General features: G+C 65.9%; 20 protein-coding genes. 10 read left to right on the forward strand and 10 right to left on the reverse strand.

Features of this window, described 5'->3' with window-relative positions; translation table 11 throughout:
- Positions 1-103 precede the first annotated feature (103 nt).
- The 3 genes from ACLMAJ_RS03980 to ACLMAJ_RS03990 all read right to left on the reverse strand — a co-directional run bounded on the left by ACLMAJ_RS03980 (position 104) and on the right by ACLMAJ_RS03990 (position 3,009).
- Positions 104-1,036, reverse strand: coding sequence for a HAMP domain-containing sensor histidine kinase (locus tag ACLMAJ_RS03980; protein ID WP_412012493.1), 933 nt, complete (start codon positions 1,034-1,036; stop codon positions 104-106).
- Between the two features lie 173 nt (positions 1,037-1,209).
- Positions 1,210-1,914, reverse strand: a complete 705-nt coding sequence (locus tag ACLMAJ_RS03985) for a response regulator (RefSeq protein ID WP_412012101.1) — start codon at positions 1,912-1,914, stop codon at positions 1,210-1,212.
- Between the two features lie 105 nt (positions 1,915-2,019).
- Complete coding sequence (locus tag ACLMAJ_RS03990; RefSeq protein ID WP_412012102.1) at positions 2,020-3,009, reverse strand: RNA polymerase subunit sigma-70; 990 nt, start codon at positions 3,007-3,009, stop codon at positions 2,020-2,022.
- 109 nt (positions 3,010-3,118) lie between these two features.
- Here ACLMAJ_RS03990 and ACLMAJ_RS03995 point away from each other — a divergent pair, with 109 nt between their 5' ends.
- Complete coding sequence (locus ACLMAJ_RS03995; protein WP_412012103.1) at positions 3,119-3,490, forward strand: nuclear transport factor 2 family protein; 372 nt, start codon at positions 3,119-3,121, stop codon at positions 3,488-3,490.
- A gap of 101 nt (positions 3,491-3,591) precedes the next feature.
- On the opposite strand, the gene ACLMAJ_RS04000 is transcribed toward ACLMAJ_RS03995, so the two are convergent.
- On the reverse strand, positions 3,592-4,419 hold the full coding sequence (locus ACLMAJ_RS04000; RefSeq protein WP_412012104.1) for an SAM-dependent methyltransferase: 828 nt from the start codon (positions 4,417-4,419) through the stop codon (positions 3,592-3,594).
- 618 nt (positions 4,420-5,037) lie between these two features.
- Between ACLMAJ_RS04000 and ACLMAJ_RS04005 the strand changes: the two genes are divergently transcribed.
- From ACLMAJ_RS04005 to ACLMAJ_RS04020, 4 genes are all read left to right on the forward strand, one after another.
- A complete protein-coding gene (locus ACLMAJ_RS04005; protein WP_412012105.1) occupies positions 5,038-5,235 on the forward strand; it encodes a hypothetical protein in 198 nt (65 codons plus the stop codon).
- A gap of 134 nt (positions 5,236-5,369) precedes the next feature.
- Complete coding sequence (locus ACLMAJ_RS04010) at positions 5,370-5,897, forward strand: hypothetical protein (protein WP_412012106.1); 528 nt, start codon at positions 5,370-5,372, stop codon at positions 5,895-5,897.
- Positions 5,898-6,267: 370 nt separating this feature from the next.
- Positions 6,268-6,834, forward strand: a complete 567-nt coding sequence (locus tag ACLMAJ_RS04015; RefSeq protein WP_412012107.1) for a copper chaperone PCu(A)C — start codon at positions 6,268-6,270, stop codon at positions 6,832-6,834.
- Entirely contained in the window at positions 6,827-8,038 is a 1,212-nt protein-coding gene (locus tag ACLMAJ_RS04020) for a Dyp-type peroxidase (RefSeq protein WP_412012109.1), read from the forward strand. Before ACLMAJ_RS04015 ends, ACLMAJ_RS04020 begins: the two co-directional genes overlap by 8 nt.
- Before the next feature lie 124 nt (positions 8,039-8,162).
- Here ACLMAJ_RS04020 and ACLMAJ_RS04025 read toward each other — a convergent pair whose 3' ends face one another.
- A complete protein-coding gene (locus ACLMAJ_RS04025) occupies positions 8,163-8,744 on the reverse strand; it encodes an HdeD family acid-resistance protein (protein WP_412012110.1) in 582 nt (193 codons plus the stop codon).
- A gap of 82 nt (positions 8,745-8,826) precedes the next feature.
- A complete protein-coding gene (locus tag ACLMAJ_RS04030) occupies positions 8,827-9,243 on the reverse strand; it encodes a VOC family protein (protein WP_412012111.1) in 417 nt (138 codons plus the stop codon).
- Between the two features lie 229 nt (positions 9,244-9,472).
- On the opposite strand from ACLMAJ_RS04030, the gene ACLMAJ_RS04035 reads away from it, so the two are divergent.
- Positions 9,473-10,459, forward strand: a complete 987-nt coding sequence (locus tag ACLMAJ_RS04035) for a glycosyltransferase family 9 protein (protein ID WP_412012112.1) — start codon at positions 9,473-9,475, stop codon at positions 10,457-10,459.
- A gap of 22 nt (positions 10,460-10,481) precedes the next feature.
- Here the strand turns inward: ACLMAJ_RS04035 and ACLMAJ_RS04040 are convergent, their stop codons facing one another.
- Positions 10,482-10,805, reverse strand: a complete 324-nt coding sequence (locus ACLMAJ_RS04040) for an ArsR/SmtB family transcription factor (RefSeq protein ID WP_412012113.1) — start codon at positions 10,803-10,805, stop codon at positions 10,482-10,484.
- Positions 10,806-10,988: 183 nt separating this feature from the next.
- Between ACLMAJ_RS04040 and ACLMAJ_RS04045 the strand changes: the two genes are divergently transcribed.
- Both ACLMAJ_RS04045 and ACLMAJ_RS04050 read left to right on the forward strand, forming a co-directional pair.
- Positions 10,989-11,708, forward strand: a complete 720-nt coding sequence (locus ACLMAJ_RS04045; RefSeq protein WP_412012114.1) for a M23 family metallopeptidase — start codon at positions 10,989-10,991, stop codon at positions 11,706-11,708.
- Between the two features lie 132 nt (positions 11,709-11,840).
- Positions 11,841-12,953 carry a hypothetical protein gene (locus ACLMAJ_RS04050; RefSeq protein WP_412012115.1) on the forward strand — a complete coding sequence of 371 codons (1,113 nt, stop codon included), beginning with the start codon at positions 11,841-11,843 and terminating at the stop codon, positions 12,951-12,953.
- A gap of 19 nt (positions 12,954-12,972) precedes the next feature.
- On the opposite strand, the gene ACLMAJ_RS04055 is transcribed toward ACLMAJ_RS04050, so the two are convergent.
- Positions 12,973-13,296, reverse strand: coding sequence for a hypothetical protein (locus ACLMAJ_RS04055; RefSeq protein WP_412012116.1), 324 nt, complete (start codon positions 13,294-13,296; stop codon positions 12,973-12,975).
- Positions 13,297-13,532: 236 nt separating this feature from the next.
- On the opposite strand from ACLMAJ_RS04055, the gene ACLMAJ_RS04060 reads away from it, so the two are divergent.
- Together ACLMAJ_RS04060 and ACLMAJ_RS04065 are read left to right on the forward strand one after the other, a co-directional pair.
- Positions 13,533-13,868, forward strand: a complete 336-nt coding sequence (locus ACLMAJ_RS04060) for an RNA polymerase-binding protein RbpA (protein WP_412012117.1) — start codon at positions 13,533-13,535, stop codon at positions 13,866-13,868.
- 68 nt (positions 13,869-13,936) lie between these two features.
- The gene (locus tag ACLMAJ_RS04065) at positions 13,937-14,146 is read left to right on the forward strand and encodes a hypothetical protein (RefSeq protein ID WP_412012118.1); all 210 of its coding nucleotides are present in this window, start codon (positions 13,937-13,939) and stop codon (positions 14,144-14,146) included.
- Between the two features lie 59 nt (positions 14,147-14,205).
- Here ACLMAJ_RS04065 and ACLMAJ_RS04070 read toward each other — a convergent pair whose 3' ends face one another.
- Both ACLMAJ_RS04070 and ACLMAJ_RS04075 read right to left on the reverse strand, forming a co-directional pair.
- Entirely contained in the window at positions 14,206-15,012 is an 807-nt protein-coding gene (locus tag ACLMAJ_RS04070) for an ABC transporter permease (RefSeq protein WP_412012494.1), read from the reverse strand.
- Between the two features lie 109 nt (positions 15,013-15,121).
- Positions 15,122-16,117, reverse strand: coding sequence for an ATP-binding cassette domain-containing protein (locus ACLMAJ_RS04075; protein ID WP_412012119.1), 996 nt, complete (start codon positions 16,115-16,117; stop codon positions 15,122-15,124).
- Between the last annotated feature and the right edge of the window lie 47 nt (positions 16,118-16,164).

The following is a 16,164-nucleotide window of genomic DNA, read 5'->3' on the forward strand; positions in this document are numbered from 1 at the left end:
GGGCATGAGTGTGTTCCCCTCCTGTGGGTGCGGGATCGCCCCGGGTCCTCTCGGACGGCCCGGGTGCGGTGCGGTGGTTCGGGCTGGAAGCGGTTCGGGTGGGTCAGCGGTCCGGCAGGACTACGCGGATGCGGGAGCCGGGGTCGGCAACAGCGATGGTGCCGCCGTGTAGGTCGACAATCCAGCGGGAGATGGCGAGGCCGAGGCCGGTGCCGCCGTCATCGGTGCGGCCGCCGCGGGTAAAGCGGTCGAACACGAGGGCGCGTTCGGCGAGCGGGATGCCTGGACCTTCGTCGTGGACGTCGATGACCAGTCGGCCGTGGTCGGAGTGGGCTGTGATCCGGACTTCGCCGCCGGCCGGGCCATGGCGTGCGGCGTTGTCGAGCAGGTTCAGCAGCACCTGATGCAGACGTGCGGGGTCTGCCGAGATGCTCGCGGTGCTTGGTTGCACGTCGGTGCAAAACCGCACACCTCGTCCGAGTGCTGCCGCCATCACCTCGGCCTCGGCGACAACCTGGGCCAATAGCGGTGCAATGTCCAAACGTTCGCGATCGAGCGGGAAAGCGCCTGCCTCGATGCTGGAAAGATCGAGCAGTTCGGAGACCAGCAGGCCCAACCGCTCGGTCTGCGCGAGCGCGGTGCGCAACGTCTTCGGATCGGGCTCGGACACTCCGTCCACGAGATTCTCCAGTACCGCATGCAGTGCGGTGATCGGCGTGCGCAGCTCGTGCGAGACGTTGGCGATGAGATCGCGGCGCTGCTGATCGGCGGCGGCCAGGTCGGCGGCCATCTGATTGAACGCTTCCGCAAGCTGCCCCACCTCGTCGCGGGAACTCGCGCGCACCCGCCGGGTGTAATCGCCATGAGCCATCCGCTTGGCCGCGGCGGTCATCTCACGCAACGGCCTCGTGATGCCGTGCGCAAGGACCTGCGAAGTCACCAACGCGATAACGACGGCAGCGATCGTGGTCCGCGGCGGCAGCCAGCCGATCTTGAAGCGAAAGAACCCGAAGGCCACCCCACCCGAGACCAGCATCAGAATCGCCAACTTGAGTTTGATCGACCGCACCGGATCGAGCGGGCGCGGCAACACCTCCGCGACGAAATCGCTCACCTTCCGGAGCCCGCGCGAACCCTCCGCGGATATTCCGGATTCCACACCGGCGCATCCGATGTTTTCGGCGGAGGTCACGGCCGACTCATCACGGTTCATCGTGCCTCCAATGCGTAACCGACGCCGTGGACGGTGCGGATGAGGTCGGGCCCGAGTTTGCGGCGCAGGGCTTTGATGTGGCTGTCGACGGCGCGAGTGCCCGCGGCGTCGGCCCAGTCCCAGACCTCCTCGAGTAGTCGTTCGCGGGCCAGCACCACGCGGGGGCGGCGGGCGAGGCGGGCCAGCAGCTCGAATTCGAGTGGGGTCAGCTGGGCTTCGACATCACTGCGCCACACCCGACGCTGGTCGAGGTCGATGCGCAGGTCGCCGACAATGATGATGGCGTCGTCCCGCTCGGCCGCGCGGTCCATGCGACGAAGCAGCGCGTGCACCCGGGCGGCGAGCACCCGCATCGAAAACGGCTTGGTGAGATAGTCGTCGGCGCCGACCCCGAGCCCGATGAGTTGATCGGTTTCATCGGTGCGAGCGGTGAGCATCAATACCGGCACACCTCGCCCGGCCTGGATACGCCGACACACTTCCAGCCCATCGAACCCGGGCAGCATCACATCGAGCACCACCAGATCGGGCGCCCCGGCCTCGACGGCAGCCACCGCGGCAGGCCCGTCATGCGCCATATCGACGGTAAAGCCCTCCGCCCGAAGCCGTGCCGCGACGGATTCGGCGATGGTCACCTCATCGTCGACGACAAGGATCCGCCGCGCTACCTGCTGCCCGGCGACCACTGCGCGCTGCTCCATGATCCGAAACCCTAACCACCCGCTGTGGAGAGAAGCAGCGTCAAGTGTGGAGATTCCGTGGACATGAGGATGTAGCGATCGCGAATCTGCGCTTACGTCAGGTGCTTACGGCCCGATCACGGTCGCGAATTTCGACACCACCAGCGGCAGCTGGAGGCGTGGGAAGCATTCGGCGGGTGGAAAGTGGGTGAGTGACCCGATTCGGTTGCCTTCCGCGGCGAGCACCAGCAACCCGGTGGCGCGGAACTCCGATTCGCCCGCGTGTCGCGCATAGACCCCGAATGCGGGCCCGCCGTTGGCGCGAGTTGCCTCGAGTCGCAACGGATTCCGATCGCGAAAGGCCGGTACGCAGTGCAGGAATGCGGCGATCGCGGTGTGTCCCTGGTACTCGTGGGGCCAGGGCGGCATTGTGAGCCACGCGTCGTCGGTGAGCAGCGCGACGACACCGTCGACATCGCGGGCGGTGTACGCGGCAGCGAAGCGCCGAGTCAGCTCACGCTCGATATCCGAACCGGGATCGGCCCGATCGGTGCGGGCGCGATCGACATCCAGGGTTTCGCGGGCGCGCTGCAGCGCGGACTTCACGGCGGTGGTGCTGGTGCCGAGCATCTCGGCGACCTCGGATCGGCTGAAGTCCAAGACATCCCGCAGCACCAGCACCGCGGTCTGGCGCGGCGGCAACTGCTGCAGGGCCGTGATGAACGCCAGCTCGACCGATTCCCGTAACTGATATCGGTGTTCGGGATCCAGCAGGGCGTCCGGGTACGGCTCGAGCCAACTGACCTCGCCCGCACGGGTGGGATCGGGCACCTCGAAGGGTAGCGGCTGCACCGGTCGGCGATGCGCGTCGCGCTGTGCGTTGAGGCAGCGGTTGGTGGCGATCCGGTACAGCCAGGTGCGGACCGAGGAACGCTGCTGGAAGTCGGCCAGGCCGCGCCAAGCGGCCACCAACGTCTCCTGCAACACGTCCTCGGCGTCGTGGAACGAGCCGAGCATTCGATAACAGTGCAGCTGCAACTCACGACGATACGGCTCGGTGAGCTCACCGAACGCCCGCTCGTCACCGCCGAGGGCTGCCGCCAATGCCTCCGTCATGCCGCCATCGTGGCACCCGGGACCGACATCCGCGGCAGCTCCGGTCCGTTCGTGTGGGTGTCGGTGTCTGTATCAATGAACCCTTTCCATCGACCGAATCGAGGCCGACATGATCAGCAACGACAGCCCCGCCGTCCGGGTGGCCCTGGAATACTTCCACGCCTGGTCCGGCAAAGACATGGACAAGGCCATGACATACGTGTCCGATGACATTGTCTGCGACGCCCCCGCGGGCCGCATCGAGGGCGCCGCCGCCTACCGCGCCTTTCTGGAACCGTTCAGCCAAATCCTCACCAGCGCCTCGATGCTGGCGGCGTTCGGGGATGAGCGCACCGCCCTCGTCATGTACGACACGTCCACCGTCCCGGTCGCCGATGCCCCCGGCGCGGAACTGGTCACCATCCTCGACGGCCGAATCACACAGAGCCGCTTCCTCTTCGACCGGGCGCCGTTCGACGCTGCGCGAGCGTCCGCCGACTGACGGCTCGCCCCTGGCTCATGGGCCGAGCCCGCGAAAGATACAACATGAAAGGCTTTGACCAAGCGCACCGTCCCACGCTGGTCAAAGCCTTTCACCAACAACTACTTGCGGGCTATCCCGCCGACCATCAGCCGCTCGGCAAGGGTGAGCTTGTCGCGCACGATCCGGTCCGGCCGCCATTCCGGCAAGTACACCAGGCCGGGCTCCACCAACTCCAGACCTCGGAACAGCCGCAGGATTTCTTCGCGCGTCCGGAACCGCCCGGTGCCGAGGAATTCCAGGAACGACTTCTCCACCGGCCCCGCCTCGGGCCCCTCGTTGAGGAAGTGTGTGATGAACACATGGCTGCCCGGCGGCACCGCGTCCAGGTATCCGTCGACCACAGCCTCCGGGTTTTCGTCATCGTGCAGGTGGTGCAGCATGCCGACGAGCAACACCGCCACAGGCTCGGAGAAATCGATCAACTTTTGCACATCGGGATGCCCGAGAACCTTGTCCGGCTGACGCAGGTCGGCCGTCACGACCCGGGTGCTCTTGTCCTGCTCCAGCAGAGCCCGCCCGTGCGCTAAGACAATTGGGTCGTTGTCGACGTATACGACCCGCGCATCCGGATGGAACGACTGGGCGACCTGATGGGTGTTCTCCATGGTCGGCAGCCCGGCACCGAGGTCGAGATACTGCTTCAACCCGGCCTCGCCCGCCAGGTATCGCACGCCGCGACCCAGGATTGCCCGATTGATTTTCGCAAGTACATCGACCTGCGGCATTGTCTCGATCAGGTGGTCGACCACTCGCTGGTCGCTGTCGTAAAAGTCTTTGCCGCCCAATAGTGCGTCATAGACTCGCGAAATGCTCGGCTTGGTGGGGTCGATGCCCACCGGTACCGACTCCGAACCCATCATCGTCACCCTCCCATGCGCGATTCGCATGTCTGGATTGTTGAGAGCTACCTAACCATGAAGGCCTGCTCTTACGTGGCCCAATACGTCATTCTGTCGCGTTGGGGCGCGCAATGGAAATCCGGAGCGCCGCAACGGATCTTGGTCCGCGACGCCGTGGTTGCAGCGCACCGCCGACACCGCTGCGAGCAGCACCGGACCGGCCCCTGCGCTGGACGATTGCCTGTCGATGTCCGCGGACATCGACGGTGCCACCGAGCCGACCCAGCTACACCAAACCGTGTCCGACCTGCAACGGAAGGGATGACACAAGATCCGGCACAAGCCGACCGACCCGGAGCACAGTTAGCGGCATGTTTGCCACGGGACGGATCGGGATTCGCGTGCTCGTTGCCGCGGCGGTCGCAGTCTTCGCCACCCTCGAATTCCCCGGGTCGGCGACGGCGGCAGACCGACGTGCGGCGCTCGGCGGCGGATCGGGCATCGTGCTCGGCGGGCAATCGGCCTGCACTGCGCGCCGCCGCGCGAGGGTGAGTCGTCTGCAAGAACGGGCGCACGTCCGGGTTCAACTGCGGGGTCGTATGGGACACGCATCGGTGGTGGTTCCAGAATCAAATCTGCTCACGCCCAGGCGATTCGGGTGGTCCGGTGACCATCGGCGACCGCCTCGTGGGAATGAACGTCGGACACATCGGCGTCAAGGTGCTCGGGGTGACCGTCTTCGACATCGTGTGCCAGAACATGGGAGCACCGGTCCACGACCCGGCCGTGGCCAGTCAGATCGGCATGGTGCTCGACGACATCGACCGGACCGGCGGGATCGGGACCGGCTTCCTGCCCCTGTGACCGCGCCACCGATGGCTCGAATTCCTGATGAACGACACCATCCGGCCGCGCTTCGACATAGCTACTCCCGGTACCGGCCCGACCGTCGCGCAATCCGGTGCGGTATGTCCTACGACCGGAAGTAGTATGAGCCGGTGCGAACACCGACGAAGGCAGCGGCGCGATTGCGCGGCGCATTCGTCGGATCCACGTCCGGTGCGGTGAGTATCGCCGCCCACGCTCTCGGTGGCGGCACCGTCTCTTCCGACCAGCCCTCGCTCGCCCTGCTGCTCGCAGCCTGCGCGCTGGTGGGTGCCGTGGTCGCCTCGATGCGCGTCCGGCACGCCGTCGTCGAGGTGATGACGATGCTCGCGATCGGCCAGACCATCGGCCATCTCGCGTTGTCGTTGTCGCCAGGGCACCACCACAACACACCGACCGGCGCGACGATGCTCATCACGCACCTCATCGCGATTCCGGTTGGGGCGCTGCTCATCCATGGCGCGGAGCGGGCCATCTCGGTTGCGGCATCGAGTGCGCAGCGGGCCGTCGACGTCCTCGGCGCCGGTCCGCTCACACCGCACGCCCCTGCCTTCACAGCGTCTCCCGGCCCGGTGCCGACGCCGAAGCGGCTGCTTTTCAGCTCGGGCATCGGCACCAGGGGACCACCGGCAGCGCGCTAGCCTGCCGCGTGGGCAGTCGATGCTTCAGCGCATCAAGTGCCATCACGCATATGTGCTCGATATCCCTTGTCAGCACAGTGAAATCGTTCGCGTGACCGAGTGCGTCGTCGCGCCGGATTCGAGCGACATCGGATTTTCGGCGACCCGCACCCCAGGCGACTCGGGCCGTTCTCTCGCGGAAACAACGCTGGCACATCACTACTCGACCGGAGTTTTCCGTCGGCGCAGACCTGCACTCGGCGCATATACCGCGCCGCAGTGAGTCGCACGCGACCACTCACCCGACACGGATCGTCGATCGCCCGTCTCGGCGATAGCACTCGCGTGCCTGCCCACCGGGAAACCCCTCACACCCGATCGGAGCCCCCACATGACAACCCGAACATTCGCCCCCCGCACCTCCCGGCTGCTGCGTGGTGCGGCCGCACTCACGGCGGTCCCACTCCTGCTGGTCAGCTGCTCATCCAACGACGCGAACACCGCGCCCACCAAGGCAGCGGATTCGATCACTGTCGCGGATCAGTGGATCAAAGCCGCCGACAGCGAGATGTCCGCCGCGTTCGGCGATCTGAACAACTCCAGCGGCAAACCGGTAACCGTGGTCTCCGCCACCAGCCCCGCATCCGCACGCGTCGAACTGCACGAGATCGTCGCGGCCGCGGACGGAACAAAGAAGATGCAGCCGAAGAAGGGCGGCTTCGTAATTGCGGCGCACGGCACCGTCGCGCTGCGCCCCGGTGGCGACCACATCATGTTCATGGGCCTGACAGCGCCGCTGCGCACCGGTGCGGAAACGCCGGTCACGCTCACCTTCGACGACGGGACCAGCACCACTTTCACCGCTCAGGTGCGCGACTTCCCCGGCAACCAGGAGAACTACGCACCTGACGGCGATCACATGGGTGGCGCCGCACCGGCCCCCGCGCACGGTGGCTGAGTCCTCGGGCACCGGACGCCTCAATCGCCGCAGCCTTTTCGGTGGCGCCGCCGCGGCGGCCGGTGCCGCCGGAATCGGCTGGGGCGCGGTCACGCTCGGTGATCGACAGACCGGTGATTCCAATGATCCGACAGCGGCCGCGACGGAGCCGTTCTACGGCGAACATCAGGCAGGCATCGAGACCGCGCCGCCCACGCATGCGGCATTCATCGGGTTCGATCTGCGCCCGGGCACCGACCGTGACGACATCATCGGGATCCTGAAAATCTGGACCGACGATGCCGCACGGCTCACCCAGGGCCGTCCCGCACTTGCCGATACCGAACCCGAACTGGCACAACGGCCCGCACGGCTCACGGTCACCGTCGGATTGGGGCCGCGGGTGTTCACCGTGGCGGGCCTCCCACAGCACAGGCCGTCGTGGTTGCGTCCGTTGCCGCCATTCGACATCGATCGCCTCGAACCGGCGTGGAACGACGGCGATCTGATGTTGCAGGTCTGTGCCGACGAGGCGACGACGGTCTCGCACGCGGTGCGGGTGCTCGGTAAGAACGTGGCCTCGCTGGTCTCGGTGCGCTGGGTGCAGCGCGGTTTCCGCAATGTCGCACCAGGGCAGACCCCACGCAACCTGATGGGCCAGGTCGACGGAACCGTCAATATCGCACCGGGCACACCGGACTTCGCCGAACTGGTGTGGGACGACGGTCGCGCACACCCCTGGCTGACAGGCGGCACCTCACTGGTGCTGCGGCGCATCGCGATGACACTCGACACCTGGGACGAAATCGACAGGGAGGGAAGGGAACTCACCGTCGGTCGCACACTCGCCGACGGTGCGCCACTGACCGGAAGCAGGGAACTCGACGAGCCGGACTTCACGGCCGTCGACGCGCACGGCATTGCGGTCATCCCGCAGTCCTCACATATCGCACGCGCGCACCACACCAGCGATCGCGAACGTTTCCTGCGGCGCGGCTACAACTACGACGACGCACCGCCGCCGGGCCAGACCTCCAACTCCGGGCTCCTGTTCGCCGCGTTCCAGCGCGACGTGGACGCCCAATATCTGCCGGTACAGCAGCGTCTCGCCGCGTTCGACGCCCTCAACGTCTGGACGACGCCGATCGGGTCGGCGGTGTTCGTCATCCCACCGGGAGTCCGATCACCGGGCCGATACCTCGGACAAACACTGTTCGAGTCGTGACTCTCCTCGCTCGGTTCCAGAGTGCGGCGACCAGCACTCCGCGTCGTGGAACTTCGAGACCCACCCCTCCGATAAACGGACTCCGGCCCGCGCCTTAGTGCGGGCCGGAGTCCGTTTTACGAGGTCAGAGCGCTTCGTGCAGCTTCTTGGAGTCCTTGCGGATACCGAACGAAGTAATCATCTCCATGATGCCGAGGACAACCAACCAGATACCGGCGACCCATGCCAGGGTCGCCACCGACTCGACCGGCCAGACGATCAGCACGACACCCGCGATCGCGGTGATCACACCGAAGAATGCGATCCAGCCACGCCCTGGCAACGCGGGTTCGGAAATCGCGGCCATCGTCGAGGCCACGCCACGGAACAGCCACGCGATACCAATCCAAATACCGAGCAAGAGAATCGAAGCAAGCTCATCACGGAAGCAGAAGACGCCGATCACGATCGACAGGACACCGGTAATGAAGGAGAGCACCCGCATACCGGCGCTCGCCGGTGCACCGAAGGCGGCCAGCAACTGCAACACGCCGGTCACCACCAGATAGATACCGAAGATGATGCCGGCCACCAGCAATGTCTTGCCCGGCCACACCAGAATCAGAACACCGAGGATCACCGAGAGTAAGCCAGTGACCAGAACCGATTGCCACGCACTGCGGGCAAGCGCTTGCAGCGGTCCCTCTACCACGCTGTTTGTCGTCATAGCGTGATATTAGGCCGTGTGGCAGATGTTGTCTGGCCATTTGCTATACAACGCGCCGAGTCGCACCGGCCCCCTGATCGCCCTACTGAGCGGCGGCGGGAGTTATGTTAACCAACCAGGCAACACCGAACTTGTCGGTGCACATGCCGAATTCGTCGCCCCACATCTGCTTCTCCAACGGCACACTGATGGCGCCGCCCGTCACCAACTGGTCCCAGTAACCGCGCAGCTCGACGCTGTCGTCACCGCTGAGACTGACCGAAATACTGCTTCCCGGTGTGTATTCCATACCGGGCGGAGTGTCGGAGGCCATCAGCGTGAACCCGCTCGGCGTCTCCAACATGCCGTGCATGACCAGTTCCGCGCCCGGTGCGTCCTTGTCGCCGAAATTACCGAACGTGTCGATGGACAGCGTGCCGCCGAAGACCTCTCGATAGAACTCGAGAGCCGCCCGCGCGCTGTCTCCGAAACTTATATAGGGGTTGAGCCTGGAGACCATTGGGAACGCTCCTCAGGAGTAGTTGCCACCGCCCCACTGAAGGCTAGTTCCCCGGCCGAGGCCGTGGGAGGGTTACCGCGCTTGTGGGATAGATAACGTCCGAGTCGTCCACGTTTATCGCCAGAGATGGTCGGGTAGTCATCCCTAAGTGACTCTCGGCGCGTACATCCATCGATGTACGCGATCGGGTCGGGTTTCGTAAGTCTCTCGGGTGGCTTAGGAGAAGAGGGTGGCGGTTGTACTCGTGCTGCAGGCACGCGGGCTGGGTGATCTACTCACCGCTGTCCCCGCGCTGCGTGCCCTGCGCAGAGCCAGGCCCAACGACCACATCATCCTTGCCACGCCGCAGCGGCTGAAGCCGATCGTCGACCTGACCGCCTCGGTCGACACGATAATGCCGACCGGTGAGCTCGGCGCCTTGCGCTGGGATGCCCCGCGGCCCGAACTGGCCGTCAATCTGCACGGTGCCAGCGCCGAGAGCATCGTCACGCTGACCAAGGCCGAGCCCGGCCGCATCCTCACCTATCGCAATACCGCCTTTCCCGACCTGGAAGGCCCGCAGTGGCAGTCGGACATGCATGACGTCGAGCGTTGGTGTCATCTACTCGAGTCCGACGGCATCACCGCCGATCGACGCAATCTCGGACTGGTACCGCCGGTCTCGACCGCCAGCCACCGAGACTGTGTCGTCGTCCATATCGGCGCGGGCGCCCCGGCCCGCCGGTGGCCGCCGGACCGATTCGCCGCCGTCGTGCGCCACCTACTGGTGCTCGGCCGTGATGTCGTACTCACCGGCGACGAAACCGAACGCGATATCGCGCTGAATATCGCCGCGCTCGCGAGCCTGCCCACCAGGCGGGTGCTCGCGGGCGAGCAGAACCTGATCGAACTGTCCGCCACCGTCGCCGAGGCCGGGCTCGTCATTTCCGGCGACACCGGTGTCGGTCACCTGGCCACCGCTTTCGGCACGCGGACCGTGCAGCTGTTCGGACCCACCCCGCCGCGCTGGGGTGGACCGCCACCGCATCTCCTCGGCAGGCACGCGGTGCTGTGGGCGGGTCAGGTCGGCGACCCCGATGCCGGCACTCCTGACCCCGGTCTGTTGCGGATCGGGGTCACCGATGTCATCAACGCCGTCAACCAGCAGCTCACCACGCTCAACTGGCAGGCCAACGGCACCGACCGCCGCCGGAGCAGCTACCGCCGCGTGGGCTGAGCGCTCGAAACCCCACCCGCGGTCAGAGTCCCTCTTCGGCCCGTGCGGTACTCAGCGCGGCCGCGTATGCGGCCAGCGCGCTCGGCCAGAACTGCTCCAGGTAGTCGCGCGCGTCGCCGAGTCCGCGTGGGTCGAGGGAACACAGCCGTCGATTCCCGTCTTTGCGCATCATCACCAGCCTGGCTTCATGCAGCACCCGCAGATGCTGGGAGACCGCGGAGCTGCTCACCCCGACGATCGTCGCCAGCTGACCAACCGACAGCGGCGCCGTCGGCAGTGATTCGAAGATGGCCCGGCGAGTCGGGTCGGCGAGCGCCTCTAGCGCACGAGCTCCATTAGTGACCACTTAAGTAGTGTGATCGACTAGCATCTGGTCAGTCAATTCGGCCCACTGACAAATTTCCCCAGGTCAGATCGATCTCCGGGCAGTATCGTTACCTATCCGTGATACCCCACCAGGGCTTTTGCCACACTGTGACGGTAACCACAAGATTGCAGAACATGCATGACACTCCCGTAGGTTCAATTCATGCCCGTGACCGTTTCGTTACCTATCCGCCGTAGCGGCGCCACCACCCATTCCCGCCGCTACCGTGCCGCCACCCGCGCGGTTGCCGTCACCGCCGTCGTGAGCGCCGCACTCGGCGTGCTGGCCGCCGCTGATCAGCATCAGGCCGATTCGTCCACTTCGGCCCGCCTCGTGGCAGGCGAGTCCCCTACCCCGATGACCGACGCCGAGGCACGCGACGCCGTCCAGTTCACACCCCCCGAAGCCCAGATACCGCAATTCGTGCCCGAGGCCGCCCTCTGGGAGCAGAACCAGGTGGCCGTCGAGGCCGCGCGTCCGCGCACCGTCCGCCCCATCGAGGGCATCCTGACCTCCAACTTCGGCACCCGCTGGGGCACACTGCACGCGGGCCTCGACTTCGCCGACCCGATCGGCACCCCGATCGGCGCGGTCACCGACGGCACCGTCATCGAGGCCGGGCCCGCCTCCGGCTTCGGCCTGTGGGTACGCGTCCAGCAGGACGACGGCAGCATCGGCGTCTACGGCCACGTGAACGACCTCCTTGCCACCGTCGGCCAGGAGGTCCTTGCGGGCGACACCATCGCCACCGTCGGCAACCGAGGCTTCTCCACCGGCCCGCACTTGCACTATGAGGTGCACCTGCCCGACGCCGGCCCCGTCGATCCGATGCCATGGCTGGCCGCCCGAGGCATCGACGTCGGACACGCTGCCGACGACTGAGATCTCCGTGGCGTTCGCGAGTCGACGAGGGCTCACGAACGCCTCAGGTCCCACCCCTAGCACCCCGGTATCAGCCGCGAATGGCGCTGTAGCGGGACGTGTTCGGACGTTGCCGATTCCTACCGTCGACACATGCCGACGATCGATATCGACTCCACTGCCCGGGAATCCGCGCCGCGACACCGCCTTGCCGACGCGATTCCCGAAGGCCGACTGCACCGCCCGCTGCTGTGGATGGCGGCCGCGATGGCCGCGCTCATGCTGATCTCGATCAGCGGCATGGTCATCGACGACCGCATGCTGCTCGGCGAGTCGGTATGGCTCAAACCGCTCAAATTCGCGTTCGCCTTCTTGCTCTACAGCTTCACACTGGCATGGCTGCTGTCGTTGCCGCACAAAGGAAGTCGAGCAACATGGTGGCTCGGCACCGTGTTCGCCATCACCGGGTTCGCCGACGTCGCGTTCATCGCGGTGCAGGCCGCGCGCGGCACCTTCAGCCACTTCAACAACGACAGTGGCGACACCGCGACCTCGATCGGCCAGCAGGTGTTCCAATTCGGCGTGCCCGGCCTGTTTCTCGCGAATCTGACTATCGCGGTGATCCTTTCGTGGCAGCGCATCGTCGACCGACCGACCGGCCGCGCCATCCACGCCGGCCTCGCTCTGGCGGTCGCCGGGATGGTGATCGCCTATCAAATGGGTTACACCGGCAAGCAGCGCGTCCGCGACACGGACGGCAACATCGTGGAACTCATGTCCGGGCACACCGTGGTCGAGGACGGCGCGCGGTCCGCGGACGTGGCGCGCGACGATATGGGTGGCATGCCGATCACGCACTGGAGCACAATCGGCGGTGACCTGCGTGTCCCGCACTTCGTCGGGTTGCACGGTATTCAGGTGTTGCTGCTCACGGCCTTCGCCTCGGCGTGGCTGGCACCGCGGTTTCCTTGGCTGCGCACCGAACGCGCACGAGCCTCTGTCATGTCCGTATCGGCGCTCGGCTACGCGGGAATGCTGTCGATCGTGACCTGGCAGGCGTTGCGGGCACAGTCGCTCATCCATCCGGACGGCGCCACGCTGGCCGCGGGCGGCGGGCTCGCGGCAACGATGGTGCTGCTGCTCACCGTCATCTACATGCGCAACCGGTCGACCAGCTCGGACCTGGCGGCCGAGGACTATTTCACCCGCCCCTCGCCGCCGTCGCCGAGCCCTGACCGCATACCAGGTGCTCAGCCACTCGGATAACGCATCCGACGGCGGCGGATCACCGCAAGCGTTCGGCGTCGCGGGTCAGTTCGAGCAGCGTGGCGCTCAAGCTTTTCAGTTCCTCGGCATTCGCGCCCTCACCGATCGCCGTGGCGACATCCTCCGCGGCACACCTCGCGGCGAACCAGCGGTCGGCGAGGTCCGTCGCCTCCTGCGCGCTGAGCACAACGGAGTCGTCGGGAATTCCGGTTCCCTTCAAGCTGTTGCGATGCTCGTAGGCGCGTTGGCGACACGATTGGCGGCAGTACCGGCGACGGCGTCCGGCCTCGGATTCGATGAGCTCTCTTCCGCACCACAAGCAGGACAGCAAGCGTCGCGACATGACGCAGAACATTAGTGGTCCGGCTCACTCGATGGATCCCGAGGTCCCCAGCAATGGCGACACCGCAGGCGTGGCGTAGCCGACGCGGCACAGCGACTACAATGGAACGGTTCACCGTCGCCGTGTCGGGAACTATCAGCGCAGGCCTGTTCGTTGCACATACGTCATACGAGCGTGAGCTCGGTCGGACACGGTCGCAGCGAAACAAGACTCGAGCACCTAGGGAGAGGCACACCATGGCAGATCGCGTACTCCGGGGCAGTCGACTCGGAGCGGTGAGCTACGAGACCGATCGCGACCACGACCTGGCTCCGCGGCGGATCGCTCGGTACAAGACGGACAACGGCGAGGAATTCGACGTGCCGTTCGCCGACGACGCCGAGATCCCCCCGACCTGGCTGTGCCGCAACGGCCAGGAGGGCGCCCTCATGGAGGGCACCACCCAGGAAGCCAAGAAGGTCAAGCCGCCGCGCACCCACTGGGACATGCTGCTGGAGCGTCGCAGCAAGGACGAACTCGAGGAGCTCCTCAAGGAGCGCCTCGACCTCCTGAAGACCCGTCGGCGCGCCTGACAAATACTGTGGGGCGTAAGCCCGATGGCCGCTTGCCTCGATTCCGTTCGAGGTAGGCGGCCTTTCACATGTCGACGCTACGTGCCAAGAGTCTGCAGGTCACGCAGGTAGATCTCGCCGACCGGTTCGACTTCTCCGACGCCATCGCGGACATCAATCCGAGGATTCCACCGGAGGGCACCATCCCGTTTCGGGAGACGTACGCGGACAAATCATCGATATTTCAGTTCACTCTGCAATCGAGGATGTTGCGAACGATCGCAGTGCACCAGAACTGAGCTGCGGTCCTGCCGACAGACAGGACCGCAGGCCAGATTCCTTGCCGATCAAGATCTCTTCAGTGGCTGGCGACCTTTCGGTAGCGCAGCAGGGAAAGTGGAACGGCGATCGCCAGGATCAGCAGCGAGCAGCCGATGGCATATTCGATGCAGTGTTCGGCAGCCCAGCCCGTGGCGGGGACGAAAGACGGTGGGGCACTGTTGTCGAACAACCGCCTGCCCGCCGCCGAGACCGCCGTGATCGGATTCCATTCCGCGACGGCGCGCAGCGGGCCGGGCAGTGTCTCCGCGGAGATAAAAGCCGAAGAGATGAAGGAGAGCGGGAAAAGCCAGATCAGTCCGGCGCTTTGGGCTACCTCGACCGTCGGCGAGAGTAGGCCGGTGAGTGCGCCGACCCACGACATGGCGAAGGCGAACAGCAGGATCAGCCCGAACGCCAGTGCGGCGTCGAGGAAGCCGCCGTTGATCCGCCAGCCGACCGCATAGCCGCAGCCGACCATGACGGCAAGGCTCAGGACATTCACCACGAGGTCGGACAGGGTGCGTCCCATCAGCACCGCGAGCCGCGACATCGGCAGCGTGCGCATCCGGTCGATGATGCCCGTGTGCAGATCGCCCGCGAGCCCGACGGTCGTGAAGGCCGCGTTGAAAGCGACTGTCTGGGTGAAGATTCCGGCAAGCAGGAATTCACGGTACTGTCCACCGCCGAGCGAGGCGCCGAAGATATACGCGAACAGGAACACGAACATCAGCGGCTGGATCGTCGCGGTAACCAATAGGGTCGGCACCCGCAGGATGGTCAGCAGGTTGCGGTGGGCGACAATCGCACTGTCCCGAATGATCCTCGCCCTCGGTTCATGCGCGATCCCGTGGGTCGCTTCTTCTTTCGCCGGGGTCGGCGCCTCGTCGCGCGCCAGCGTCGGGGTAGCACTCACGAGTGCACCTCGCGAGTACTCGGCACGGCGGTTCGGTCACTCAAGACAGGATCTCCTCTTGTGCGTCGTCGGTTTCCGGCTCGAGGCTTACGGCCTTGCGAGCCTCGGAGCCGGTGAGGGACAGGAATACGTCGTCGAGACTTGGCCGGTGCACCGTCGCGTCCACGACGCATACGCCGGCGTCGTCGAGTCGCCGCAGCGCCTCGACCATGGTTCGTGAGCCGTCGCCGACCACCACCGTCACCTCGTCGAGGCCGCCATTACAGCTCGGCTCGCCGATGCCGACCTGGGCGAGCACCGACAGCGCGGGCTTCGCGTCCTGACCTGCGGCAAGTGTGACGGTCAGCCGGTCGCCACCGATAGAGGTCTTCAGTTCGTCGGCGGAGCCGCGGGCGATGACCCGGCCGCGGTCGATAACGGTGATCCGATCGGCAAGTAAATCGGCCTCCTCCAGATACTGCGTGGTGAGCAGCACCGTTGTGCCGTCGTCGACGAGATCGCCGATGACGCGCCACATGTCGAGCCTGCCGCGCGGATCCAGGCCGGTGGTCGGCTCGTCGAGCACCACGACAGCGGGCCGGGCAACCAGGGCACCCGCGAGGTCGAGGCGGCGCGCCATACCTCCGGAGTAGGTGCCCGCCCTGCGGTGCGCCGCGTGGTTCAGACCGAAAGCATCGAGCAGTTCGTCCGCGCGAACAGTGGCCTGGCGCTGCGTCATTCCGTACAACCTGGCCACCATGCGCAGGTTCTCGTAGCCGGACAGGTTGGCGTCGACCGCCGCGTATTGACCGGATAGGCCGATACGCCGACGCGCCGACGCGGGATCGCGCAGCACATCGACGCCCGCAACCCGCACCGACCCGGCATCCGGACTCAGCAGGGTGGTAACGATACGGACAGTCGTCGTTTTGCCAGCACCATTGGGGCCGAGCAGCCCCATCACCGTGCCTGCCGGGATCTGCATGTCGATATCGTCGAGTACCCGCACCCGGCCGTAACTCTTGACAAGGCCGAGTACCTCCACCGCCAAACTCACGACCTCGCCTCGCCGTCTCCGAATTCCGACGCGGTCGAAGGTGTTGC

The organism is Nocardia arseniciresistens, assembly GCF_046764875.1.
Taxonomy (GTDB): Bacteria; Actinomycetota; Actinomycetes; order Mycobacteriales; family Mycobacteriaceae; genus Nocardia; species Nocardia arseniciresistens.

Excerpts from the sequence above, each read along its gene's own strand:
- ACLMAJ_RS03980 (WP_412012493.1), bottom strand. The coding sequence starts at position 1,036 with ATGCTGGTCTCGGGTGGGGTGGCCTTCGGGTTCTTTCGCTTCAAGATC.
- ACLMAJ_RS03985 (WP_412012101.1), bottom strand. The coding sequence starts at position 1,914 with ATGGAGCAGCGCGCAGTGGTCGCCGGGCAGCAGGTAGCGCGGCGGATC.
- ACLMAJ_RS03990 (WP_412012102.1), bottom strand. The coding sequence starts at position 3,009 with ATGACGGAGGCATTGGCGGCAGCCCTCGGCGGTGACGAGCGGGCGTTC.
- ACLMAJ_RS03995 (WP_412012103.1), top strand. The coding sequence starts at position 3,119 with ATGATCAGCAACGACAGCCCCGCCGTCCGGGTGGCCCTGGAATACTTC.
- ACLMAJ_RS04000 (WP_412012104.1), bottom strand. The coding sequence starts at position 4,419 with ATGCGAATCGCGCATGGGAGGGTGACGATGATGGGTTCGGAGTCGGTA.
- ACLMAJ_RS04015 (WP_412012107.1), top strand. The coding sequence starts at position 6,268 with ATGACAACCCGAACATTCGCCCCCCGCACCTCCCGGCTGCTGCGTGGT.
- ACLMAJ_RS04025 (WP_412012110.1), bottom strand. The coding sequence starts at position 8,744 with ATGACGACAAACAGCGTGGTAGAGGGACCGCTGCAAGCGCTTGCCCGC.
- ACLMAJ_RS04030 (WP_412012111.1), bottom strand. The coding sequence starts at position 9,243 with ATGGTCTCCAGGCTCAACCCCTATATAAGTTTCGGAGACAGCGCGCGG.
- ACLMAJ_RS04045 (WP_412012114.1), top strand. The coding sequence starts at position 10,989 with ATGCCCGTGACCGTTTCGTTACCTATCCGCCGTAGCGGCGCCACCACC.
- ACLMAJ_RS04050 (WP_412012115.1), top strand. The coding sequence starts at position 11,841 with ATGCCGACGATCGATATCGACTCCACTGCCCGGGAATCCGCGCCGCGA.
- ACLMAJ_RS04055 (WP_412012116.1), bottom strand. The coding sequence starts at position 13,296 with ATGTCGCGACGCTTGCTGTCCTGCTTGTGGTGCGGAAGAGAGCTCATC.
- ACLMAJ_RS04060 (WP_412012117.1), top strand. The coding sequence starts at position 13,533 with ATGGCAGATCGCGTACTCCGGGGCAGTCGACTCGGAGCGGTGAGCTAC.
- ACLMAJ_RS04065 (WP_412012118.1), top strand. The coding sequence starts at position 13,937 with ATGTCGACGCTACGTGCCAAGAGTCTGCAGGTCACGCAGGTAGATCTC.